Below are 23,635 nucleotides of genomic sequence, written 5' to 3'. Positions count from 1 at the left end.
TCGCACGCCCGTCACGGAACGTGCGGCGCAAAAACCAGCTGGTCGCCATTGTCGAGGATCAACTGCAACGCCTGCGGTGCCAGCATCTGCACACCGCTGTGGTCGATGTGTCCCAGCGCATCGAGATAGGCGCCTTCAATCTGGCCGCCCGGTGTCGCGCACGCCATGCGCGTTCCACCCAGCGTTCCGAAGCTCAGCTTGCCGTTCTTCAGCACATAAGTGCCCATGTAGCGGTTGCATCCGGAGAAGCCGCTGGCGTGCCGCTGGCCGGTTGCCGTCGACAGCGTGAGCGTGATCGGCGCACCGTTGCCGGCGCCGGGGATGGCGCGCAGCGTGCCGTCGGCCTGCTTCCAGCTGGTGAGGTCCCACGAGGTATCGTCGAGCAGTTGCGTGGCCGCCGGATTGAACGGATCGGGCGGCGGCGCCTTGGCGTCAGGATGCGTGGGCATCGCGCAGGCGGTCAACAGCGCGGCAACGCCCAGCGCGGCGAAGCGGGTGCGGGTCTGCAGACGCCGGCGCAAGCCGGACGACGCGAGCCGGCGCGTGTCCTGCAACGCCACGCGGACGACACGGCGCACTGCAAGAACGGTTACAGCGCAGGATGCCCGGAGCGTTGCAAGAACCGTTGCAACACGGGGAGGCTGGAGCGTTGCAAAAACCGTTGCAACACAGGGTGCAAGGCGCGCTGCAACGAGACGCGCAACACGTCGCGCTGAAGACGTTGGGAACATGGCGTCGATCCTCTTCAAACTGGCAAAGGCGTAAGGGTAACGCACTCAGGTTGCCGCACGCGAGTGCACGAGGCCGCGCACAGCCTTGTTGCGCACGGCGCCGTGCGTCCGGTGCAGAGGTTGCGCATGTTAACATTGCTGATCTACCCATTCCATCTCATCTGACATTTTTCTGGAGACCTCATGCAGATCGGCCAACGGATCGGCACCCCCCTTTCGAACTCCGCCACGCGCGTGATGCTGCTCGGCGCGGGCGAACTGGGCAAGGAAGTGATCATCGCATTGCAGCGCCTTGGCGTCGAAGTGATCGCGGTGGACCGTTATCCGAATGCACCGGGTCATCAGGTTGCGCATCGCGCCCATGTGATCGACATGACGGACCGTGCCGCCTTGCGCGCACTGGTCGAACAGGAGCGCCCGCATCTGATCGTGCCGGAGATCGAAGCCATCGCCACGGATGCGCTCGCCGCCATCGAAGCCGACGGTCTCGCCGAAGTGATCCCGACCGCGCGTGCCACGCAACTGACCATGAACCGCGAGGGCATTCGCCGTCTGGCCGCCGAAGAACTCGGCTTGCCGACCTCGCCGTATGCGTTCGCGGATTCGCTCGAGGAGTTGAAGGCGGGCATCGCGAAGGTCGGGTATCCGTGCGTCGTGAAGCCGGTGATGTCGTCGTCGGGCAAGGGGCAATCGGTGTTGCGAAGCGATGCCGATGTCGAACCGGCCTGGCAGTACGCCATGGCGGGCGGCCGCGTCAATCATGGGCGTGTGATCGTCGAAGGTTTTATCGACTTCGAATACGAAATCACCCAATTGACGGTCCGCGCGATCGACCCGGCAACGGCTGAGACGAGCACGTATTTCTGCGCGCCGATCGGCCACGTGCAGGTGGCCGGCGACTACGTCGAATCCTGGCAGCCGCAGCCAATGAGCGCGCTTGCGCTCGAGCGTTCGCGCGACATTTCGCACAAGGTGACGGCGGCGCTCGGTGGCCGTGGCCTCTTCGGCGTGGAACTTTTCGTGCGCGGCGATGACGTATGGTTTTCGGAAGTGAGTCCGCGTCCGCATGACACGGGCCTCGTCACGCTGTGTTCGCAACGTCTGTCGGAGTTCGAGTTGCATGCGCGGGCGATCCTCGGTTTGCCGGTGGATACGTCGCTGCGCGCGCCGGGGGCATCGGCGGTGATTTACGGCGGTCTCGACGAAGCGGGGATCGCATTCGAAGGCGTGGCGGCTGCGCTGGCCGTGCCGGACGCCGATCTGCGGCTGTTCGGCAAGCCGGAGAGCTTCGTCAAGCGGCGCATGGGCGTGGCGCTTGCCACCGGTGCGGACACGGACGAAGCGCGTACCCGCGCAAAGCAGGCTGCGGCAGCGGTGCGTCCGGTGTCCGGCAGTCAAAAGGCACAGTGAGGTTGTGACGGGTGCCATCCGCGCAGTTCGCGCAGGGTGCGCAACCGGCCTGTCGGGCGTCCCGCAGGCGCGCGAACCGTTACAGCATTGAAGGCAGGAAAAGGACTCATGAACGCAGGCACCCGCAAGATCGCGCGGCTTCGTCAGGCCGGCCGCCTCGGTGCGCTGGGCGTGCTGGTCGCGCTGTGCGCGGGGCTGGCGGGCTGCGGTCTTGCCGCGGCGCCGTGCCGCGTGGCGTCGGCTGGCTTGAAGATCGTACCGGTGGTCGGTCACGTAGCCGCCGCGCCGACCGACGCGTGCGCGGCGGTGATCGATCCGTGAGTGGTCGACGCTCGAGCGTCGGCGGCTGCGGGTTCGTTCGTCGAGGCTCGCATGTCCGGACGCGCCGATAGCCCGTCCGGCCGCGCAGGCAGGCAATCACCCAGCGAGGCAGCAGATGCGGAAATGGCTCGTCGCAGTAACCGGTGTGCTGGCAGTCGCAGCATCGATGGATAGCGCCTGGTCGGCCTCCTTGCGCCTCGCCGAGATTCAGACAAAAGACCGGCAGACCCACAAGTACACCTGCGCGACCGGCAAAATCCTGCAGGTGACCTATTGGAGCGCGGAGAACGGTCAGAGCTTCGCGCTCGTGCCGGTGAAAGGGCAGCCAATGCTGTTCGTCAATACGCTCGCCGCCTCCGGCGCGAAATATCAGGCGGGCAGCTATACGTGGTGGACCAAAGGTCCGCGCGCTGATCTGTACGACGCGACAGCGGGCGAGAACGCCCCGCCGATTCTGTCCGACTGCGTGACGATTGTGCGGTAAGCGGGCGGCCCGCCCACGCACGGCGCCAACTGCACAGCGTCATCCACACAGCGCCACCCGCACAGCGCCAACCGAACAGCATCACCCACACAGCACCCCCCTTTCCCAAATGCTGCGCCGCCGCAGACTCGGCCTCCGGCCCGGTCTGCGCGCAGTTTTTTCTCCCAGGTAGTAAGCTGTCCACGCGTCCACGGCTTCAAAGGTGGCCGCGCCTGTCGTCGTCTTCGGTCATCCGTTCCCGGACCCACTGCGTGGGCGTGCCGTCCGCGCTCGTTCGTCAAGCGAGACTCTCAATGAAAGCATCGGATCTGTTCGTCAAGTCGCTGGAAGCCGAAGGTATCGAGTACGTGTTCGGCATTCCAGGGGAAGAAAATCTCGATCTCCTCGAGTCGCTGCGCCGCTCAAAAGTCAAACTGATTCTTACCCGTCACGAACAGGCGGCCGGCTTCATGGCCGCGACCTATGGACGTCTGACGGGGCGCGTCGGTGTGTGCCTCTCGACCCTGGGTCCAGGCGCCACCAACCTCGTCACCGCCGCCGCGTACGCCCAGCTCGGTGCCATGCCGATGCTGATGGTCACCGGCCAGAAGCCGATCAAGACCAGCAAGCAGGGGCATTTCCAGATCGTCGACGTGGTGCGCATGATGGAGCCGCTCACCAAATACACGCGGCAGATTGTCTCCATCGGCAATATTCCCGCGCTGGTGCGCGAAGCGGTGCGGCAGGCGGAAGAGGAACGGCCCGGCGCCACGCATCTGGAATTGCCCGAGGACGTCGCCGACGAAGAAGGCGATGGCAAGCCGATTCCGAAGAGCTTCAGCCGCCGGCCGGTTGCCGAGGACAAGGCGATCGCGCGGGCGGTCGAGGCGATCACCAGCGCGAAGCATCCGCTGCTGATGATCGGCGCGGGCGGCAATCGCAAGACCACCACCAAGATGCTGCGCGAATTCGTCGACCAGATCGGCATTCCGTTCTTCACGACGCAGATGGGCAAGGGCGTCATCGACGAGTCGCATCCCTTGTGGCTCGGCAACGCCACGCTGTCCGACGGCGATTTCGTACACCGCGCCATCGATCATGCGGACTGCATCATCAACGTCGGCCATGACGTGATCGAGAAGCCGCCGTTTTTCATGCGCGCGGGCGACTCCGGCGAGAAGACCGTGATTCACGTCAATTTTCTCGGCGCGGAAGTCGACCCGGTGTATTTCCCGCAGATCGAAGTGGTGGGGGATATCGCTAATGCCGTATGGCAACTCAAGGAAAGTCTCAAGCAGCGTCAGGAGCACTGGGACTTTGCGCGCTTCAAGGAGATCAAGCAGCATTTCGAGGAACATCTGGTCAAAGGGCTGCTCGACAACCGTTTCCCGATGTATCCGGTGCGGATCGTCAACGACGTCTATGAGACCACGCCGGTGGACGGCATCGTCTGTCTGGACAACGGCATGTACAAGATCTGGTTCGCGCGCTACTACCGTGCGCATGAGCCGAATTCGCTGTTGCTCGACAACGCGCTCGCCTCGATGGGCGCAGGGCTGCCGTCGGCGATTGCGACCAAGATCGTGCATCCGGACCGCAAGGTGATGGCGGTGTGCGGCGACGGCGGCTTCATGATGAATTCGCAGGAAATCGAGACGGCGGTGCGTCTGAAGCTCGATCTGGTGGTGCTGATCCTGCGCGACGATGCCTTCGGGATGATCCGCTGGAAGCAGGAGAACATGAACTTCCCCGACTATGGCATGACGCTGAAGAACCCCGATTTCGTGGCCTATGCACAGAGCTATGGCGCACAGGGTCACCGCATTTCCTCGGCCGATGAGTTTGCGCCGCTGTTGCGCGAATGCTTCGCGACGCCGGGCGTACATGTGATCGATCTGCCGATCGACTATTCGGACAACGAGCGTGTACTGAACCGCGAGATCAAGCGGCTGAGCGCGCAACTCTGAAGGTCGGCGCGACGTGTGGCTTGCCGCGTGGAACCGGTTAGGACAGCTCGCTTAAAGGAGAACGTGTCATGTTGAAGAAGACGTACCCGTACTACCTCGCCAACGTTGCGGTGGCGGCCAATACCGATCTCGAAGTCACCGACAAGTTCAGCGGCGAGGTGGCGACGCGTGTCGCGATGGCGGACGCCGCGGCGATCGACAAGGCGATCGGCCATGCCGTCGACGCGCTGCCCGCGCTGCGCGCGTTTCCGCCGTTCAAGCGCCAGGCGGTGCTGGAGCATTGCGTGAGCCGTTTCCGCGAACGCTACGACGAACTGGCGATGGCGCTGTGCATCGAAGCCGGCAAGCCAATCAACGATGCCCGCGGCGAAGTCACGCGGCTGATCGATACGTTCAAGGTGGCCGCGGAGGAATCGGTGCGCATCGACGGCGAGATCATCAATCTGGAGATTTCGCCGCGCGCCAAGGGCTATCACGGCTATGTGAAGCGTGTGCCGATCGGACCGTGCTCGTTTATCTCGCCGTTCAATTTCCCGCTCAACCTGACCGCGCACAAGGTGGCGCCGGCGCTGGCCGTGGGCGTGCCGTTCGTGCTGAAACCAGCCAGCCGCACGCCAGTCGGCGCGCTGATCATGGGCGAAATTCTCGCGGAAACCGACCTGCCCAAGGGCGCTTTTTCGATCTTGCCGGCCCATCGCGACGGCGCGGACCTGTTCACCACCGACGAGCGGTTCAAGCTGCTGTCCTTCACCGGTTCGCCTGCAGTGGGCTGGGATCTGAAGAAAAAGGCCGGCAAGAAGAAGGTGATTCTGGAACTGGGCGGCAACGCGGCGGCGATCGTCGATGGCGATCAGGGTGGCAAGCTCGACTACGTGGTCGACCGGCTGGCGTTCGGCGCGTTCTATCAGTCGGGGCAGAGCTGTATCGGCGTGCAGCGCATTCTCGTCCACAAGGACGTCTACGACGCCCTGCGCGAGAAGCTGATTGCCAAGACCCGCTCGCTGATTATGGGCGATCCGAAGGACGAGAAGACGTTTGTCGGGCCGATGATCTCCGAGTCGGAGTCGAAGCGTCTGGCCGGCTGGATGGAGAGCGCGGTGCTGGATGGCGCGAATATCGTGGCGGGCGGCAAGGTGGACGGCGCGAATTTCGAAGCCACCCTGCTCGAAGACGTGAAGCGCAATTCGGACCTGTACCGCAAGGAAGCGTTCGGGCCGGTGGCGATCCTCGAGCGCTTCGACGACTTCGGTGCGGCGCTCGCGGCCGTCAACGACAGCGACTTTGGCCTGCAGGCGGGCATCTTCACGGATTCGCTCGCCCATGCGCACCAGGCGTGGGACCAGTTGGACGTCGGCGGTGTGGTGATCAACGATGTGCCGTCGTTCCGGGTGGACAATATGCCGTACGGCGGGGTCAAAGACTCCGGATTGGGGCGCGAGGGCATCCGCTACGCCATCGAGGACATGACCGAACTGCGGCTGATGGTGATGCGCGAGACGTGGTGAGCGTTGCCGGGTGAGGGGTGGCCGGGGTTCGACGCAACCCCGCGCCGCTGTCACAGGACTGTCGTCTGAGTGGCCTAGTCTGTGCGAGCCTGTGGCCGTTCCCGGCGTCCTGCGACCTGCTTGTGCGGGGTGTGAGCAGAAAGCGGGCGCGTGCGCCATGAGTGTTTTTGCTGAAGTGCTACAATACCGGCCTTTCCGGCGGGTGTTTCCGTCGGCCGGAGCCGGCTGCATCCTTCCTGACCGAATCAGGTACCGTGCGGCACGCCGTGGCTCCGCTTCATCCTGATGCCCTCCGCGGTCCCGGCCGCTGCCGCGCCCCCCGCGCAGGCGCATTTTTAGCGAAAGCCACCATGTCCGACACAGCTGTCACGCCCAGTACCGCGACCTTCGACCAGTTTGACCTCGCACCCGACATCCTGAAAGCGATCGTCGAGCAGGGCTACACCACGCCCACGCCGATTCAGGAACAGGCGATTCCCGTCGTGCTGTCAGGTCGCGACGTCATGGGCGCCGCCCAGACCGGTACCGGCAAGACCGCGAGTTTTTCGCTGCCGATCATCCAGCGCCTGCTGCCGCACGCGAGCACGAGCGCTTCGCCGGCTCGCCACCCGGTGCGTGCGCTGATTCTCACGCCGACCCGCGAACTGGCCGACCAGGTCGCCGCCAACGTGCATGCTTACGCCAAGCACACGGCGCTGCGCAGCGCCGTGGTGTTCGGCGGTGTGGATATGAATCCGCAATCCGAACAACTGCGCCGCGGCGTCGAGATCCTGATTGCGACGCCGGGTCGTCTGCTCGATCACGTGCAACAGAAGACGGCCAATCTGGGTCAGGTGCAGATGCTGGTGCTCGACGAAGCCGACCGTATGCTGGACATGGGCTTCCTGCCGGATTTGCAGCGCATTCTGAATCTGTTGCCGAAGGAACGTCAGACGCTGCTGTTTTCGGCGACTTTCTCCGGCGAAATCAAGAAGCTGGCCGCGACGTATCTGCGCAACCCGCAGACTATCGAAGTGGCGCGCAGCAATTCGACGGCCACCAATGTGACGCAGACGGTCTATGAAGTCGCCGAGGGCGACAAGACTGGCGCGGTGGTGCAACTGATTCGCGAGCGCGGTCTGAAGCAGGTGATCGTGTTCTGTAACAGCAAGATCGGCGCGAGCCGTCTTGCGCGCAGTCTCGAGCGCGACGGTGTGGTGGCGACCGCGATTCACGGCGACCGGACACAAACCGAGCGGATGCAGGCGCTCGACGCCTTCAAGCGCGGTGAGATCGAGGCTTTGGTGGCGACGGATGTCGCGGCGCGCGGGCTCGATATCGTCGAGTTGCCGGCGGTGATCAACTTCGATCTGCCGTTCAACGCGGAAGACTATGTGCACCGGATCGGGCGCACTGGGCGCGCGGGGGCTTCGGGGGATGCGCTCTCGCTGTGTAGCCCGAATGAACGCAAGCAGCTCGCCGATATCGAGAAGTTGATCAAACGGCCGCTCGATGTTCAACGGCTGACTGTTGCCGTGCCGGTGCGGCATCACCACGAAGAGCGTAGTCCGCGGCGTGAGCGTGAAGCGCGTGATGAGCGCGGCGGGCGGCGGCGTGCTGGGGCTTCCGGTTCGGGGGCTTCGAGTTCGTTCGAGCGGCCGCATCATCATCGCCAACAGCCGGTGGATGATTTTTTCTCCAGGCCGTATGAGCCGTCGCCTTCCAGTCGCAAGGTGGATGACGCTGCGGATGTCGCCGCGCTGCCCAAGGCGGCTTCCAAGCAGCCGCTTGCTGCTTTGTTGGGTGGGTTTGGGATGCCCAGGAAGAGTCCTTCTTCGTCGTAGTTTGGGTTTTTCGTTTTTTCGTTTTTGGTTTTTGGTTTTTTTTGGGTTTTTGCCTCCGGCGGGTCTTTTGGTGGTCGCTTTGGGGTGTTGGCCTTCTCTTGTTTTGTTCGTGGTTTATTGGCGTTGCCCCTGTGCGGGGCGGCACCTACTTTTCTTTGCCGGCCGCAAAGAAAAGTAGGCAAAAGAAAGCGGCCTCACACCGCTAGCTCGTAGTGAGCCCTCTCTGTGCTGTGTCGGTAGTGGTCCGAGACGAGGTGTGCTCTCGCATCTCTTCTCTCAGTGGCACAGCAGTCATCCGCTCCAGCGTGCGCTGCGCGCCGCCGTTGGGTTGCCCCCCTTCGATCTTTGCTTCTGGGCGGGGCGTCGCCTTATGCTTGCTGTGCTGTGCTGCGCGATTCAATTCAACTCAATCGCTCGTTATTTCTCGCGATCACTGTTCGCGGCGCTATTTAGCCATCTTCTCCCTGCGTCAGCAGGTCTCTTGTTTGTAACGTCTTGCCCAGGCTCTCGTTGCTGCGCCGTAAAACGCGTCGAGCGAGGTGTGCATCTGGCCGTCCGCACTCACATCCAGATTCAGGTGGCGCGCCGCCGCGTGCAGTGCGTCCAGCGGACGACTCGCGTCAAGTGCCGTTGCCCCAGTTTGCTTGCTCAACTTCTCGCCTTCACGGTTCGTGACCACCGGCACATGCAGGTAGCTCGGTGTCGGAGCACCCAGGCAACGCTGCAAATAGATCTGACGCGCGGTCGAGTCAAGCAGGTCAGCGCCCCGCACGATGTGCGTGATGCCCGCGTCAGCGTCGTCCACCACCACCGCCAGTTGATACGCCCACTGGGCGTCCGCTCGTCGCAAAACGAAGTCGCCCACCTCATGCGCCAGGTCCTGAGTCTGCAATCCCTGCCAGCGATCGTCAAACGCGATCGTCGCAGCGATGTCTGCCGCGTTTTTCCCCGCATCGCCATCCGGTACCCGCAAACGCCACGCGCGCGCGGGTTTGCCGTGCAGGCCATGGCGGCACGTGCCGGGATAGGCGAGCGTGGTGTTGCGGGCGTGGGCGTTCAGCAGCGAATCGCTGATCTCTTTGCGCGTGCAGCCGCATGGATAGACAAGACCCGCGCCCCGCAACTGGTCCAGCGCCTGCTGATAGCGTGCAGTCCGCTCGCTTTGCCAGATGGGCGGTTCGTCCGCGCGCAGGCCGAAGCGGTCAAGCGTCGCCAGAATGTCCTCGGCCGCGCCCGGCACGGTGCGCGGTCCGTCGATGTCCTCGATCCGGATGAGCCACGCGCCATCATGTGTGCGTGCATCCAGCCAGCTCGCAAGGGCGCTCACCAGCGAGCCAAAATGCAATGGCCCGGTGGGAGATGGCGCAAAACGGCCTCGGTAGTTCATGGTCTGGTTCTCGGTCCGATACCGTTCTCGATCATGTCGTCGCGCTGGGCCGATGCTTGCGCGGGTTCAAGGACATCAGGCAACTGGGTCGCGTATTGCGCCACGGCTCGGGGCAGATATAGGAAGGTGGATTGCCTCGCGCTAACCGCGGGTTGCTTGTCGGGCTGCATCACAAGGCCACTTTCGTCTCCTCGCCGAAGGCATCCCGGCACGTCGACTTGCCGCAGGAGAGGCGGCGAGGCTTGCCCTCGCCATCCACGCGCTGAAGCTTAGTCTGCCATCACGCTGCGCGTGCGGCGTTTCGCTCAGGATGGCACTCCGGACAGGTTTTACCGGGCACGTAGAGCGGCGACTGTTGCGCTTCCGGGCTCACCACCGCGCGGCAGCCAAAGCATTGCGCCGTCGCGGTCGGCTTCAGGTTGGGATCGAGCGCCGTGCGGTAGTCGAATACGAAACACTCGCCGTGGTAATGCGCGCCACCCACTTCCTCGAAATACTTCAGGATGCCGCCTTCGAGTTGGTACACGTTCTCGATACCGACTTCCTTCATGTGGATTGCCGCCTTCTCGCAACGGATGCCGCCCGTGCAGAAAGACACGACCGTCTTGCCTTCGAGGTCGGCGCGATTCTGCTCGATCACAGCCGGAAATTCGCTGAATTTTGTAATGCGGTAGTCGAGCGCGGCGTCGAACGTGCCGACGTCCACCTCGAACGCATTGCGCGTATCCAGCATCACCACCGGACGGCCTTCGTCATCGTGGCCGCGGTCGAGCCACGTTTTGAGCGTGAGCGCATCCACGAACGGCGCGCGGCCCAGTTCAGGGCGGATCGCCGGCTTCTTCATGGTGATGATCTCGCGCTTCAGTTTCACCAGCATGCGGCGGAACGGCTGCTTCTCCGAGAGACTTTCCTTGAACTGCAGGTTCGCAAACTTGCCCTCGAACAGCGGATCGTGGCGGATGTAGTCGATAAACCCTTGCGCGGCGTCCGGCGTGCCCGCGACGAACAGGTTGATGCCCTCCGGCGCGAGCAGGATCGTGCCGCGCAGCCCGAGGGCGTTGCAGCGCTCAGTGAGGAGCGGGCGCCACTCGGCAGTGGCTTCGAGGGTCGCGAATTGATAGGCGGCGAGATTGACGATGCTCATGATGGTCCAGCGGTAAAGTGGCCCGGCGGCGCAGCAAACAGCGCAAGCGGCACGAGGTGGCCGCGCGCGTGGCGCGGCCACGGCAAACAGGGCGAAACCTCTATTATCCCTCAACCGGCCGGATTGCCCGACTCGGCCGAACGGCTATCCGGTTGCGGTAGCGCAAGACACCCGTCAATTTGTCCGGGCGGCCCGCAACGCGTATCCGCTGAGCAGTGCTGCGCGGGCGGCTCGCGAGCGCTGCAAATGGTCAGTGCCGCAGCGCGCATGCGGTGCGCGCCGGTCGCGTCCTGGCCGGACGGCTAACGCGCCGGTTTCGGCCCAAAACTTCGGGAGGGTGGAGTTACAATAACGCCCATGTCAGATCCCCGCTTCGTTCATCTCCGCGTTCACTCCGAATTCTCGATTGCCGACGGCATCGTGCGCCTTGACGACATCGTCGCGGCCGCGGCCAAAGACGGTCAGGGCGCGCTCGCGCTCACCGACCTCGGCAACGCCTTCGGCCTCGTCCGTTTCTACAAGGAAGCCCGCGGCAAAGGGGTCAAACCCATTGCCGGTTGCGACGTCTGGATCACCAATCCGGACGACCGCGACAAGCCTTCGCGTCTGTTGCTGCTGGTCAAGGACAAACGCGGCTACCTGAATCTGTGCGAATTGCTAAGCAAGGCATGGCTCACGAATCAGTATCGCGGGCGTGCAGAAGTCGAAGCCGGCTGGCTCGAAACCGGCCTGGGCGAAGGGCTGCTTGCGCTCTCCGGCGCGCAGCAAGGCGATATCGGCCTGGCGCTCGCCGCCGGTAACGAAGAGGCGGCCAAACGCAACGCGCAATACTGGGCAAAGGTTTTCCCCAACGGTTTCTATATCGAGCTGCAGCGCTGCGGTCAGCCTGGCGGCGAGGCCTACGTGCAGCAGGCGGTGACGCTGGCGGCTGCGCTGAAATTGCCGGTGGTCGCCACTCATCCGTTGCAGTTCATGACGCCTGACGACTTCACCGCGCACGAAGCGCGCGTGTGTATTTCGGAAGGCGACATGCTCGCGAATCCGCGTCGCCAGAAGCGCTTCACGACCGAACAGTATTTCCGCTCGCAGGAGGAAATGACCGCGTTGTTCGCTGACATTCCGTCGGCGCTCGCCAATACGGTCGAAATCGCGCGCCGCTGCAACCTCACGCTCGAACTCGGCAAGCCGAAGCTGCCGCTGTTCCCCACGCCGGACGGCATGTCGCTTGACGACTACCTCGTGCATCTGTCGAAGGAAGGGCTGGAAAAGCGCCTCGAGCAGTTGTACCCGAATGAGGCGGAGCGCGAAGCGCAGCGTGAGACGTACTACAAACGCCTCGAATTCGAGTGCGGCACGATCGTCAAGATGGGCTTTCCCGGCTACTTCCTGATCGTGGCGGACTTCATCAACTGGGCCAAGAACAACGGTGTCCCGGTGGGGCCGGGCCGGGGTTCGGGCGCAGGCTCGCTGGTCGCGTATGCGCTCGGCGTGACCGACCTTGATCCGCTGCGCTACAACCTGCTGTTCGAACGTTTCCTGAATCCGGAACGGGTGTCGATGCCCGACTTCGACATCGACTTCTGCCAGCAAGGGCGTGATCGCGTCATCCAGTATGTAAAGGAAAAATACGGTGCGGACGCCGTATCGCAGATCGCCACCTTCGGCACCATGGCCGCGAAGGCGGCCGTGCGCGACATTGGCCGCGTGCTCGATCTCGGCTACATGTTTACGGACGGTATCGCCAAGCTGATTCCGTTCAAGCCGGGCAAGCACGTCACCATTGCCGACGCGATGAAGGAAGAGCCGCTCTTGCAGGAGCGCTTCGACAACGAAGACGAAGTGCATCAGCTGATCGAACTCGCGCAGCGCGTCGAGGGTTTGACGCGTAACGTCGGGATGCACGCGGGCGGCGTGCTGATTGCGCCCGGCAAGCTTACCGATTTCTGCCCGCTCTACACGCAGGGCGACGAAAGCGGCGTCGTGAGCCAGTACGACAAGGACGACGTGGAAGCGGTCGGCCTCGTGAAGTTCGACTTTCTGGGTCTGACCACGCTGACGATCCTCGATTGGGCCGAGCGTTATATCCGCAGGCTCGATCCGTCGAAGCAGGACTGGTCGCTTGCACAAGTGCCGCTCGACGACGCGCCGTCGTTCACGATCCTCAAGAAGGCCAACACGGTTGCCGTGTTCCAGCTGGAAAGCCGCGGCATGCAAGGCATGCTGAAAGACGCCCAGCCTGACCGCTTCGAAGACATCATTGCGCTCGTGGCGCTCTACCGTCCGGGTCCGATGGACCTGATCCCGAGCTTCTGTGCGCGTAAGCACGGCCGCGAAGTGGTGGAATATCCCGATCCGCGCGTCGAGCCCATCCTGAAAGAGACCTACGGCATCATGGTCTACCAGGAGCAGGTGATGCAGATGGCGCAGATCATCGGCGGTTACTCGCTCGGTGGCGCCGACTTGCTGCGTCGCGCGATGGGTAAGAAGAAGGCCGAAGAGATGGCCGAGCACCGCGCGTTGTTCCGCGAAGGTGCGGCCAAAAACGGCCTGACCGGCGAAAAGGCCGACGAAATCTTCGACTTGATGGAGAAGTTCGCGGGCTACGGCTTCAACAAGTCGCACGCCGCTGCGTATGCGTTGCTCGCGTATCACACCGCGTGGCTAAAGGCGCACCATCCGGCCGAATTCATGGCAGCGAATATGTCGCTCGCCATGGACGATACCGACAAGGTCAAGATCCTGTTCGAAGACTGCATCACGAACAAGATGGCCGTGCTGCCGCCAGACATCAATCAATCCGCGTATCGTTTCGAGCCGGTTGCGGAAGCTGACGGCAAGCGCTCGAAGACGATCCGCTATGGCCTGGGCGCCATCAAGGGCAGCGGCCAGAACGCGATCGAAGAAATCCTGCGGGCGCGCGAAGAAGGTCCGTTTATCGACCTGTTCGATTTCTGCAATCGTATCGACCGCCGCGTGGTCAACCGTCGTACGGTTGAAGCGCTGATCCGCGCCGGGGCGTTCGACGCGCTGCATGCAAATCGCGCGCAGTTGATCGCTTCGGTCTCGCTCGCCATGGAAGCCGCCGACCAGGCCAGCGCCAACGCAATGCAGGCGGGTCTGTTCGACATGGGCGACGCGCCCTCGCAAGGCCACGAACTGGTCGACGAGGCCGAATGGCCTGAAAAGAAGAAATTGCAGGAGGAGAAGGGTGCGCTCGGGTTCTATCTGTCGGGCCACCTGTTCGACGCCTACAAGGACGAAGTGCGCCGCTTCGCGCGCCAGAAGATCGGCGAGTTGAAGGAAGGCCGCGACAAACTCGTGGCGGGCGTGATCGCCTCGCTGCGCACGCAGATGACCCAGCGCGGCAAGATGCTGATCGCGCTGCTGGACGACGGCACCGGCCAGTGCGAAGTCACGGTCTTCAATGAAACGTTCGAAGCCCACAAACAGCTCTTCAAGGAAGACGAACTGCTGGTGGTGCAAGGTCAGGCGCGCAACGACGCGTTCACGGGCGGCATCCGCTTCACGGTCGACACCGTGATGGATCTCGGCCGCGCGCGTTGCCGTTATGCAGAAGCCGTGAAGGTGCAGATGAACGGCAACGCGGACGCGCTCGCGCTGCGTCGCGTGCTGGAGGCGCATAGCGCTGGTTCGGATGAGCCGCACGCCGCGCAGGCACCTGCCGCGCCAGCGCGGAGCGGTGGCGGTGGCGGTGGACGCAACGGTGGTGGTTTCGGTGGAGGCGGCGGCTATGGTGGCGACGGCGGCCGTCAGCGCCAGGCCGTGCAGATCCCGAGCGGACTGGCGGTGCAGATCGTCTACCGCAGCGAGAATGCGCAAGGTGAAGTGCGCCTCGGCGATGCATGGCGCGTGAAGCCTACCGACGAGCTACTGGCAGCTTTGCGTGGCGAGTTTGCCGGAAGCTCGATCGAGATCGTCTATTGATGGAAGGCAACGGCCCGCGCTCCACGGCGCGGGCTGGCAACATCATTGGGTAGCCGGTAGGCAGTAACCTGTAGCCGGCACCAGGCGCCCGACAACCAACCTCGTCGTCCCCGCCACCCACCGCAAGCAAACTCGCTCACCGCTCCCGAGTCGCCAACTGCGCGAGTTTGAGAAACCGGTAATAAACCGTTTGCGCATTGAACGCCGCGATCATGAAGCCAGCCCGCCCGTCGAGAAACCCGCGCCGTAGCACGTAAGTGCGGACGAACGCCCACGCGCCGCGTCCAAGCGCCTGACCGAAGCTGCCGCGTTTGCCTGCTGCGTGGCGCTGCTGCGCACCGGCCGTCGAATACGCGTCCAGCTTGCGCAGCACCGTTTCGAAGTCTTCGTACGAGTAATGCATCAGCTTGCCCGTCAGCCGCCGCGCCGGGGCATCGAATACGAGCCGCTCGTGCACGAGGTCGTCGGAGAAGCGGGCGGTACCGCGTTTGAACAGACGCGGAATCCAGTCCGGATACCAGCCGCTGTGGCGAATCCAGTGTCCGCAGAAACTCGACAGACGGTCCACGGCGTACACCTCGGCGTCCGGCGCGGCAATCGCCGCGCGGATCGCCGCTGCCAGTTCCGGCGAGACAATTTCGTCGGCGTCGATGGAGAGGATCCAGTCGGTATCGAGCGCGTCGAGCGCGCGGTTTTTCTGCGGTCCGAAACCGGGCCAGTCGGTCTGCTGCAGCACCCGTGCGCCGTGAGCCCGCGCAATCTCGACGGTGCCGTCGGTGCTGCCGCCGTCGATCAACACGATCGCGTCGGCGAAGGCCAGGGCGGACAGGCACTCGGCCAGGCGCGGCGCCGCATTTTTGGTGATGATGGCGACGCCGAGAGTGGTTTCTTTCATGCCTGAATAGCGTGGAGAGTGCGGAGTGGGCAAAACGCGTCGCGCAAGTATACACAGCGCGCGGCGCGCTCATCCCGGCCGGCTGCCGGCAGCGTGTCATTCCGGCACAACGCGTCCCGTGCCGGGACCGCCCAAGCGTTTACAATGCGGTATTTTGTGCGTTCGCCCAGCCGGTGGGCGCGCTGTTCGCCTTCCCAGAGGATTCCTTGAGCGCGAAGCCCACGTTAAGCAAAGTCATCGGTTCATCAGGCGACGCCTCTTCGCCTTTCGCCTTGTTGCGCCGGCTTTGGCCATATATCAAGCCGGTCCTGTGGACCCTGGTGGGCGCCATTGTCGCGATGGGCGTCAGCGCCGGCAGCGACGCGCTCATTGCGATGCTGCTCAAGCCGCTGCTGGACAAGGGCTTCGGCCCGACTGCCAGCCACAAGCTGGTGTGGCTGGTGCCGCTCGGCATGATCGCACTCGCGTTGGTACGAAGCGTCAGCCAATACGCGTCGGGATATCTGATCGCCTACGTATCGAACACGATCCTGCTTCGCTTGCGCCTGGAGATGTTCGACCGGCTGGCCCACGCCAGCGTGGGCTTCTTCCAGCGTGAAACCGCCAGTACCGTCATCAACGCAATCGTCTTTGAGGTCAATCAGATTCTCAACGTGCTGCTGGGGGTGATGGTCACGCTCGTGCGCGATTCGCTGACGGTCTTCTTTCTGCTCTGCTATCTGTTCTATCTGGACTGGAAGCTGACCCTGATCCTCGCGGTGATGCTGCCCACCATCGGCTGGGTGACCAGCAAGATCAACCGGAAGCTGCGCCGGCTCAATCGCGAAAACCAGATGCTCACCAACGAGTTGTCGTACATCGTCGAAGAGACGGTGGCCGGCTACAAGGTGGTCAAGGTGCACAACGGTGAAAAGTACGAGGCCGACCGCTTTGCCGAAATGAGCCGGCGCCTGCGCGGGTACTCGCTGCGCATGGTCACTTCCGGCGGGCTGGCTCAGCCGCTTACGCAGTTTCTGGCGGCGATCGCGCTCGCTGTCGTCGTCACGATTGCGGTTGTGCAGTCGGCGCATGGGCACACCACGGTCGGCGGCTTTGTCTCGTACATTACGTCGATGCTGCTGATCGTCTCGCCGCTGAAGCACGTGATGGACGTCAACCAGCCGCTGCAACGCGGCTTGACCGCGGCTGAGCTGATCTTCGGCCTGATCGACGAGCCGTCCGAGCCGCAGGGCGGCGCAGCGACGCTCGACAATGCGGCCGGTCATATCGAGTTTCGCGAGGTGTCGTTCAACTACGGCGCCACCAGCACGCACGACCGGCAAACGCTGGACCGCGTGTCGTTCAAGATCGCCCCGGGCGAGATGGTCGCGCTCGCCGGGCCGTCGGGCAGCGGCAAGACCACGCTCGTCAACCTGCTGCCGCGTTTCTTCGATCCGACCGGCGGCGAGATTCTGGTCGACGGTGTTGCCTTGCCGGAGTACAACGTGCACGCGCTGCGCAGCCAGATCGCCATGGTGAGCCAGGACGTGGTGCTGTTCAACGACACCATTGCGCACAATGTCGCCTACGGTCAGACGCCGGATGCGGACAAGGTGAAGGCAGCGCTGCAGGCCGCCAACCTGTGGGACACCGTGGCATCCATGCCCAAGGGCATGGAGACGCTGGTCGGCGACAACGGCCTGATGCTCTCGGGCGGTCAGCGCCAGCGCCTCGCAATCGCGCGCGCCATTTACAAGGATGCACCGATCCTGATCCTCGACGAAGCCACCTCGGCGCTCGATTCGGAATCGGAGCGCCATGTGCAGGCGGCGCTGGAAACGCTGATGAGGGGACGAACCACGCTCGTCATCGCGCACCGGCTGTCCACCATCGAGCGCGCGGACCGGATTCTCGTGATGGAAGCCGGGCGCATCGTCGAGCGCGGCAGTCATCGCGAACTGCTTGAGCAAGATGGTCTGTACGCGCATCTGCATCGAATCCAGTTCCAGCAGAACGCGGCCTGATGAAAATCGGCGTCTCCAGCAATGCGCTGAAGCATAGCGGCGGCCTCGAACGCTATGCAATGGATCTGGTGCGCGGCTTCACGGCCGCTGGCATCGAACTGGCTTTCTTCGCGCGCCGTTTCGACATGTCCGTGCCGGAAAGCCGGATGGTCGAGGCGCATCGTATCAACGTGTCGGTCCTGCCCGGCAAGCTGCGCGACCGCTGGTTCTCCTGGCGTTTGCGGCGCGCGCGCCGCGCCGCCAAGGTCGATGTGCTGATTGGCTGCAACCGCGTCGACTCGTCCGAAATCGCCATCTGCGGCGGCACGCACCTCGGTTTCCTGCGTGCCACCGCGCGCCCGGAAAAGCGTTCGGATAGCTGGCAGATCGCGCTCGAACGCCGCCAGTACGAGCAGTCGAGCGTGATCGTCGCGCATTCGCAGTTGATGCATGACGAGTTGCGCGAACTCTACGGTGTCGAGGAAGCGAAGATCCGTGTGCTGTATCCGCCGGTCGACGGCGCGCGCTTCACGCCGGTGGACGCCGCACGGCGCGCCGGGTTGCGGCGCAAGTTCGGCTTCGCGGATCATGAAGTCGTGCTGCTATTTCCCTCCAGCAGCCACGAGCGTAAGGGTTTGCCGCTGATCGAAGCCGCGCTGCGCGACACGACCTTGCCCGTGGTCCTCGCGGTGGCGGGGCGTCCGCCCGCGCGCACGTCGGAGCGGGTGCGCTATATCGGCTACGTGAAAGACATCGAGGACGGCTACCGGGCCGCCGATTTCACCCTGCTTGCCTCGAAGTACGAGCCGTTCGGGCTGGTCGGCGTCGAATCGGTAATGTGCGGCACGCCGGTGATCTTTCCGTCGAGCATCGGTTGCTGCGATGCGATCGCGTCGCACGCGAAGTTCGTCTTCAAGCCGGACGACGAGGCAGACCTGCGCGCAACCCTCGAGCGTGCCGTGCAGCAGCGGCTTGCCGCCACGCCCCGCGAGCCAGCCGAAGTGGCGCGTGGGGCGGTGCTGTACGACGTCAGCGTGGCCGGCCATGTCGAGGCCATGCTGAGGTTGGCGAGGCAGATCCGCGGCGGCGCTTGACCGTTGCAGACGGGGCGCCGGAAACCTTTGCCGGCCCGTGACGAAAGCCCGCCCAGCCCCGCCCGCGCAGCGATTCAGCCATGACGCCCATGGTATAATTTTTGTATAAGCAGCGGGGTGGCGCGACCACCGCGCCGACCAATCCATTCATTCACTTCGCTTTCAGTGCCGGCGCAGTCAGACGGCGGGTGCGGGTTACCCGCGGCAACCGCGTCAGCGTTGTTGTGTACGCCTCGGAGCGGCACCGGGGGCGAAAGTCATCGACAAGAAGACCGCTGGAGATTCTGCGTGGGGAACGCCACCTCAAGCCGGGTACCGGCGCATAGCCAGATCGCGGACGCGAGCCACGTGCCGATGACCCAATGAGCCGACTTTCCGGGCGTATCCGCATCTTTGCGCGTGCCATTCCGCGCCTCGTTCTAAAGCCGTTGCGCCGCGCGCCGTCGTCGGTGCAACGCATTCTCGTGGCGCACCATCTGTTGCTCGGCGACACCTTGCTGCTGACGCCCTTGCTGGCCAAGTTGCGCACACACTATCCGCAGGCGCAGATCGACCTCGCGTGTCCGAAGGCGATCGTGCCGCTTTACGCGGGGCGGCCTTTCGGCGTGACCGCGGTGCCGTTCGATCCGCGCGATCTGGCTTCCGTCAAGGCGGTCCTGCAAAGCGGACCGTACGATCTCGGCTATGTGCTCGGTGACAACCGGCATAGCTGGCTCGCCCTCGGCGCGGGTTGCCGCTGGATCGTGGCGCATGCCGGCGACGTGCCCGCGTGGAAGAACTGGCCGGTCAACCAGAACGTGCCCTATCCGGATACGCCGGCCGCATGGGCGGATCTGGCTGCCGAGCTGGTGAGCGGACCGCCGCCCCGTGCTTACCGGCCCGCCGACTGGCCCGCGCCCAGGCATGCGCCGTTGCCGGATGCGGAACGGCTCGCGCAACCGTACGTCGTTCTGCATCCCGGTGCGAGTACCGAAGTCAAGCGCTGGCCGGATGCACGCTGGCGTGAACTGGCGCAGCGGGTCGAAGCGCTCGGCTATATTCCCGTGTGGAGCGGTGGGCCGGGCGAGGCCGAGCTGATACGCAGCATCGATCCTGACTCGCGTCATCCGAATATGGCCGGGCGGCTTGGCCTCGGCGAAGTGTGGCACCTGTTTGCTGGCGCGAAAGCGGTGGTGTGCCCGGATACGGGCGTCGCGCATCTGGGACGGCTGATCGGCGTGCCCACGGTCACGCTGTTTGGCCCCGGCAACGCGCAGATTCATGGTGCGGGCCGCTATTGGCGTGATGTGCCGTTCGTACCGGTGACCATTGAGCAGATGCCGTGCCGGGATCAGCCGTTCATTTTCCGGCGCGATGTGGCATGGGTTCGGCGGTGCGACCGCAACTGGAAAACCTGCGTGGCCTGGAAGGGCGATCACGCCGACTGCATGGGGCGCATCTCGGTCGAGTCGGTGTACAACGCATTGCAAAACGTTCTGGTGGAAGTGTAATGACGAACACGTTCGCGCGCGTCGAGCGCGTCCTGTGGATTGCGTGTCCGATCATCCTGTTTGCGGTGATGTTCGGTCACATGACGGCCATCGTGTTTATCGCGCTGGGGTGGCTCGCGCTCGGCACGCTGGCCGCTGTGGTTTCGCCGCAGCGCCCGTCCTTCAGGCGTTGGCCGCTGCTCGTGCCGATCGCCTGCTGGGCGCTCTGGAGTCTCGCGGCCGTAGGATGGTCCGCCTATCCGGCGGTCAGCATGCACGCATGGTGCGACGAGGTGCTGTATCCGCTGGTGTCGTTCTGGGGCTTCTGGCTGCTCGGCACCCGCGCGGAGCGGCCGGCTCCGTTTGTGTTGGTCACCTGGGTCGCGTGTGTCCTGCTTGCCTTGATCAGCGCTCTCTACTGGGGACACCTGCAGCCGCCTACCGCGGAGACGTTTCCCCTGCATTTCTATAACCGGGTCGGCCACACCAGCACGATGGCGGTGTTTGCCATGGCGTTGTTTGCCGGCACGCTGTTGCGTCCGGGCTGGCGCGTGTTCGGTCTGAGCGGTCTGGTGCTGTGTCTGTTCATCGGTCTCGCCACGCTCAACCGGTTTTTCTGGCCGGCCGCTGCCACCGTGCTTCTGGTGGCGCTGTTCCCGCTGTATCGGCGGCATGTGCTGTTCGCCTTGCTCGCGTTTGCGGTGGTCGGCGCCGCGGGCATCGGCACGCTCGAATACAGTGCGCGCTTGCGTCTCGGTGCCGTCGCGCCCGCGAGCGCAGCGCACGATATGGCCATCGACGGTCATCAGGTGCTGGTCCCGCAGGCGTTTTCCAGTATTGGCGACACGGTGTCGTCCGATACGCGGCCCAAATTGTGGGCGTTTTATACGGCTGAGGCGCAGCGGCATACGTGGCTCGGGGTCGGTTTCGGCAAGCCGTTGCCGGGCATGGTTTATCGGCAGGAAATGCCGCAAAGCCTGCTGACGATCGAACCGCAGGCGCTGACGCACGCGCACAATCTGTTTCTGAACACGTGGCTGCAGACCGGCGTGATTGGCGTCGCGCTGGAAGCGGCGCTGCTGCTATTCCTCGCGCTGAGCTTCTGGAAGGCGCGGCACGGGGATCCGTGGCTGTGCGCCGCGGGCATTGCGCTGGTCGCGGGCATGATCGCGAAAAACACCACGGACGATTTCATGTGGCAGACCACCATGCTCGCATTCTGGTCGTTCGCGGGCCTTTTATTGGGCAGCGCACAGCGCCTTGGCGAGGACGGATCGCGGCGTGCTCCGCGCGGGCCGTTTTAGGCGCAACAGGAACCGGCCCGCATACGATGTCACGATCACCCGTTGAAGTCAGGTCTGGACGCATTCAGAGCATGAAATACGATAGTCGGCACGACCGCACCGAACCGCTCCATCCGCCGCGGCGCATCCTGTTTCACATCAACGATTTCGGCAAAGGCGGCACGGAAACTTCCTTGCTGGCGTGGTTGAAAACGCTCGACCGGCAACTCTTCGCGCCGAGCCTCTGCGTGACGTATCCGACGGACGAACTGCTTTTCTGGCGAGCCTATTCGATTCCCGACGACGTGCCCGTGCACGTGCTGGCGTCCTCGAAGTGGATGCATGCGCTGCACCAGAAGCGCCGTCAGGGCAAACTGGGCGGCCATCTGAAGCTATTGCACAAGGTGCTGACCTACGGGGTGATCCGGCCGCTCGCCGCCCTGCGTTTCCGGCGGATTGCGCGCGAGCAGCATATCGTCTGCGACTTTGATTTCTCGCTGCGGCACCTTGCCGGCACCTGCAACGTGCCGTGGATCGGTGTGAGTCATTTCAGTCTCGCCGCGCGATTGGGCGAGAAGAGTGCGCGCTACCTCGCGCGCCGCACGCGGCAGTATTCCCGTTATGCCGCGGTCGCGGTGTTGACGCCCGACATGTTGCGCGAAGGACAGGCACTGTTTCCGGCCGGCCGGGTGAATCTGGTCGAATTGCCGAACGTGATCGATGTCGAAGTGCTGCGCCAGAAAGCGCGTGCGGCAATCGAGCGTCCGGCTGAGACGTTTATCGTCTCGGTGGCACGCCTCGACGAGGGACAAAAGGATCATCGCACCCTGCTGCGCGCGTTTGCCCAGCTGCGCGCGCAACGTCTGAGCACGGCCGACCTCGTGTTGATCGGCGAAGGCCCGGACCAGGCGTCGCTCGAGCGACTGGCGGTCGAACTCGGCATTCGCGAGTCGGTGCATTTCCTCGGCTTCTGCTCGAATCCGTTCCCTTTCATTCGTCAGGCGGAAATGCTGGTGCTCAGCAGCCGCTACGAAGGCTTTGGCATGGTGCTCGGCGAGGCGATGGCGCTCGGTACACCGGTGATTTCCACCGATTGCCCTACCGGCCCGGGCGATCTGCTGGAGGGCGGCAAGGCGGGTCTGCTGGTGCCGATTGGCGATGTCGACGAAATGGCGCGCGCCATCGAACGGCTGCATACAGACACCCTGCTGCGCCGAAGCGTGGTGCAGAACGCCCTCAGGAAAGTGGCGACCCTGGCGCCGGAGAGCGCCAATCAACGCATGTTGACGCTCGCACAGCAGATTTCCGGCGACGATGGCCCGTCCGGGCTGGCGTGGAATGGGCGCGACTCGGCGGTGGCGGGGCGGCTGCCTTAACCGCGGGGTTGGCTGGCAATCGGGCTGGCAATCGGGGCTGCCAACGCGGCTGTCGGCGTGGTGCAAAAGCGGTTGCCAACCGAGTTGATTCCTGTGAGCCTGTTCACACCCCGCCCGTCACGAGCGCGAGCACCGACAGGTCCGGATGCGTGCCGTCGACGATACTGCGTCCCTCGTGTACAGCTTCATATGAAGCATCCACCACGCTCGTAAACGACGCTTCGCCGTCTGCATGGAACGGCACCACGTGCCCCGGCAACGCCGGGTCCGCACCCGGGTGGCACACGTAGCCGATATAGGTAAAACGACCCTCGTCGGGCTGTTTCGGACGAGGCGACGTGTGAATCTCGAAGCCTTCGTAATCAACCATTTGCCAGGCATCGGTTTCATCGGACATGGTTGTCTCCGTTCAGGCCGTTCGAGCCGGGTGCGCGACGATCGCATCAGGCGCGGCGGCCCGAGTTGCAGGGCGGTGCGTCGCCCAAGGGGGCGGGCGACCCTCAGTGGCGGTGCCGCATCCTGTCCCAAAGCCGGTGCCCGTCCAGCCGCGCCAGGTGTCCTGTCCTGTGATGCAAGCGCCGGTAGTGCGCGCCGAAGATCATGACGCCCGTGACAATGACCACCAGTCCCACCACGATGCTGACCATTGATTCCGCCATGGCAGCCTCCATCCATTTCCACTGCATGACAAAAGTCTAGGTGATCTGGCGAAAAACGGCGGCTGGCGCTCGGGTGATCTCGGCCCTGAAAAGCGCCGGTCTGACCCTCGCGTTCGATGTTCGTGCGAGGGTCCCTTGGGGCCGCCGGGTCGTATAGAATGGTGCGCTTTGCCCGTACGCT

General features: G+C 63.9%; 18 protein-coding genes. 12 read left to right on the top strand and 6 right to left on the bottom strand.

Translation table 11 applies throughout. From position 1 onward, the window contains the following. Positions 1-11: 11 nt before the first annotated feature. A complete protein-coding gene (locus P3T43_RS16255; protein WP_429282130.1) occupies positions 12-521 on the bottom strand; it encodes an META domain-containing protein in 510 nt (169 codons plus the stop codon). Between the two features lie 393 nt (positions 522-914). On the opposite strand from P3T43_RS16255, the gene purT reads away from it, so the two are divergent. The 6 genes from purT to P3T43_RS16225 all read left to right on the top strand — a co-directional run bounded on the left by purT (position 915) and on the right by P3T43_RS16225 (position 8,220). Further along, positions 915-2,141: a formate-dependent phosphoribosylglycinamide formyltransferase gene (gene purT / locus P3T43_RS16250; RefSeq protein ID WP_429282054.1), complete on the top strand. Its 1,227-nt coding sequence runs from the start codon at positions 915-917 to the stop codon at positions 2,139-2,141. Positions 2,142-2,249: 108 nt separating this feature from the next. Further along, positions 2,250-2,462 carry a DUF6726 family protein gene (locus P3T43_RS16245; protein ID WP_429282053.1) on the top strand — a complete coding sequence of 71 codons (213 nt, stop codon included), beginning with the start codon at positions 2,250-2,252 and terminating at the stop codon, positions 2,460-2,462. A gap of 115 nt (positions 2,463-2,577) precedes the next feature. Then, the gene (locus tag P3T43_RS16240) at positions 2,578-2,946 is read left to right on the top strand and encodes an MliC family protein (protein WP_429282052.1); all 369 of its coding nucleotides are present in this window, start codon (positions 2,578-2,580) and stop codon (positions 2,944-2,946) included. A gap of 293 nt (positions 2,947-3,239) precedes the next feature. Beyond that, entirely contained in the window at positions 3,240-4,892 is a 1,653-nt protein-coding gene (locus P3T43_RS16235; protein WP_429282051.1) for an acetolactate synthase large subunit, read from the top strand. Positions 4,893-4,960: 68 nt separating this feature from the next. Continuing rightward, positions 4,961-6,397, top strand: a complete 1,437-nt coding sequence (locus P3T43_RS16230) for an aldehyde dehydrogenase family protein (RefSeq protein ID WP_429282050.1) — start codon at positions 4,961-4,963, stop codon at positions 6,395-6,397. A 350-nt stretch (positions 6,398-6,747) separates the two neighbouring features. After that, complete coding sequence (locus P3T43_RS16225) at positions 6,748-8,220, top strand: DEAD/DEAH box helicase (protein ID WP_429282049.1); 1,473 nt, start codon at positions 6,748-6,750, stop codon at positions 8,218-8,220. A 469-nt stretch (positions 8,221-8,689) separates the two neighbouring features. On the opposite strand, the gene gluQRS is transcribed toward P3T43_RS16225, so the two are convergent. Both gluQRS and P3T43_RS16215 read right to left on the bottom strand, forming a co-directional pair. Beyond that, positions 8,690-9,607 (bottom strand): tRNA glutamyl-Q(34) synthetase GluQRS, encoded by a 918-nt coding sequence (gene gluQRS, locus P3T43_RS16220; RefSeq protein WP_429282048.1) that lies wholly within the window; start codon positions 9,605-9,607, stop codon positions 8,690-8,692. Between the two features lie 280 nt (positions 9,608-9,887). Beyond that, on the bottom strand, positions 9,888-10,751 hold the full coding sequence (locus tag P3T43_RS16215; protein ID WP_429282047.1) for a sulfurtransferase: 864 nt from the start codon (positions 10,749-10,751) through the stop codon (positions 9,888-9,890). Positions 10,752-11,099: 348 nt separating this feature from the next. Between P3T43_RS16215 and dnaE the strand changes: the two genes are divergently transcribed. Next, positions 11,100-14,696: a DNA polymerase III subunit alpha gene (gene dnaE / locus P3T43_RS16210; RefSeq protein WP_429282129.1), complete on the top strand. Its 3,597-nt coding sequence runs from the start codon at positions 11,100-11,102 to the stop codon at positions 14,694-14,696. A 136-nt stretch (positions 14,697-14,832) separates the two neighbouring features. Here dnaE and P3T43_RS16205 read toward each other — a convergent pair whose 3' ends face one another. Beyond that, positions 14,833-15,591, bottom strand: a complete 759-nt coding sequence (locus P3T43_RS16205) for a glycosyltransferase family 2 protein (RefSeq protein ID WP_429282046.1) — start codon at positions 15,589-15,591, stop codon at positions 14,833-14,835. A gap of 206 nt (positions 15,592-15,797) precedes the next feature. Here P3T43_RS16205 and msbA point away from each other — a divergent pair, with 206 nt between their 5' ends. From msbA to P3T43_RS16180, 5 genes are all read left to right on the top strand, one after another. Beyond that, positions 15,798-17,594 (top strand): lipid A export permease/ATP-binding protein MsbA, encoded by a 1,797-nt coding sequence (msbA, locus tag P3T43_RS16200; RefSeq protein ID WP_429282045.1) that lies wholly within the window; start codon positions 15,798-15,800, stop codon positions 17,592-17,594. Continuing rightward, positions 17,594-18,667 carry a glycosyltransferase family 4 protein gene (locus P3T43_RS16195; protein ID WP_429282044.1) on the top strand — a complete coding sequence of 358 codons (1,074 nt, stop codon included), beginning with the start codon at positions 17,594-17,596 and terminating at the stop codon, positions 18,665-18,667. The genes msbA and P3T43_RS16195 overlap by 1 nt, the downstream gene beginning before the upstream one ends. A 362-nt stretch (positions 18,668-19,029) precedes the next feature. Continuing rightward, positions 19,030-20,157, top strand: coding sequence for a glycosyltransferase family 9 protein (locus tag P3T43_RS16190; protein ID WP_429282043.1), 1,128 nt, complete (start codon positions 19,030-19,032; stop codon positions 20,155-20,157). Beyond that, complete coding sequence (locus P3T43_RS16185) at positions 20,157-21,440, top strand: O-antigen ligase family protein (RefSeq protein WP_429282042.1); 1,284 nt, start codon at positions 20,157-20,159, stop codon at positions 21,438-21,440. Before P3T43_RS16190 ends, P3T43_RS16185 begins: the two co-directional genes overlap by 1 nt. 71 nt (positions 21,441-21,511) lie before the next feature. Next, positions 21,512-22,795, top strand: coding sequence for a glycosyltransferase (locus P3T43_RS16180; protein ID WP_429282041.1), 1,284 nt, complete (start codon positions 21,512-21,514; stop codon positions 22,793-22,795). Between the two features lie 103 nt (positions 22,796-22,898). On the opposite strand, the gene P3T43_RS16175 is transcribed toward P3T43_RS16180, so the two are convergent. Further along, the gene (locus P3T43_RS16175; protein WP_429282040.1) at positions 22,899-23,192 is read right to left on the bottom strand and encodes a hypothetical protein; all 294 of its coding nucleotides are present in this window, start codon (positions 23,190-23,192) and stop codon (positions 22,899-22,901) included. 103 nt (positions 23,193-23,295) lie between these two features. Continuing rightward, positions 23,296-23,454 (bottom strand): hypothetical protein, encoded by a 159-nt coding sequence (locus tag P3T43_RS16170; protein ID WP_429282039.1) that lies wholly within the window; start codon positions 23,452-23,454, stop codon positions 23,296-23,298. Positions 23,455-23,635 lie beyond the last annotated feature (181 nt).

The organism is Paraburkholderia sp. GAS41 (assembly GCF_050436545.1).
Classification (GTDB): Bacteria; Pseudomonadota; Gammaproteobacteria; order Burkholderiales; family Burkholderiaceae; genus Paraburkholderia.
The sequence above is the reverse complement of the archived record's forward strand: the minus strand, read 5'-3'. Positions and strand labels throughout refer to the sequence as shown.

Coding starts and splice junctions, on each gene's coding strand:
- purT (WP_429282054.1), top strand. CDS start 915: ATGCAGATCGGCCAACGGATCGGCACCCCCCTTTCGAACTCCGCCACG.
- P3T43_RS16245 (WP_429282053.1), top strand. CDS start 2,250: ATGAACGCAGGCACCCGCAAGATCGCGCGGCTTCGTCAGGCCGGCCGC.
- P3T43_RS16240 (WP_429282052.1), top strand. CDS start 2,578: ATGCGGAAATGGCTCGTCGCAGTAACCGGTGTGCTGGCAGTCGCAGCA.
- P3T43_RS16235 (WP_429282051.1), top strand. CDS start 3,240: ATGAAAGCATCGGATCTGTTCGTCAAGTCGCTGGAAGCCGAAGGTATC.
- P3T43_RS16230 (WP_429282050.1), top strand. CDS start 4,961: ATGTTGAAGAAGACGTACCCGTACTACCTCGCCAACGTTGCGGTGGCG.
- P3T43_RS16225 (WP_429282049.1), top strand. CDS start 6,748: ATGTCCGACACAGCTGTCACGCCCAGTACCGCGACCTTCGACCAGTTT.
- gluQRS (WP_429282048.1), bottom strand. CDS start 9,607: ATGAACTACCGAGGCCGTTTTGCGCCATCTCCCACCGGGCCATTGCAT.
- P3T43_RS16215 (WP_429282047.1), bottom strand. CDS start 10,751: ATGAGCATCGTCAATCTCGCCGCCTATCAATTCGCGACCCTCGAAGCC.
- P3T43_RS16205 (WP_429282046.1), bottom strand. CDS start 15,591: ATGAAAGAAACCACTCTCGGCGTCGCCATCATCACCAAAAATGCGGCG.
- P3T43_RS16195 (WP_429282044.1), top strand. CDS start 17,594: ATGAAAATCGGCGTCTCCAGCAATGCGCTGAAGCATAGCGGCGGCCTC.
- P3T43_RS16190 (WP_429282043.1), top strand. CDS start 19,030: ATGAGCCGACTTTCCGGGCGTATCCGCATCTTTGCGCGTGCCATTCCG.
- P3T43_RS16185 (WP_429282042.1), top strand. CDS start 20,157: ATGACGAACACGTTCGCGCGCGTCGAGCGCGTCCTGTGGATTGCGTGT.
- P3T43_RS16180 (WP_429282041.1), top strand. CDS start 21,512: ATGAAATACGATAGTCGGCACGACCGCACCGAACCGCTCCATCCGCCG.
- P3T43_RS16175 (WP_429282040.1), bottom strand. CDS start 23,192: ATGTCCGATGAAACCGATGCCTGGCAAATGGTTGATTACGAAGGCTTC.
- P3T43_RS16170 (WP_429282039.1), bottom strand. CDS start 23,454: ATGGCGGAATCAATGGTCAGCATCGTGGTGGGACTGGTGGTCATTGTC.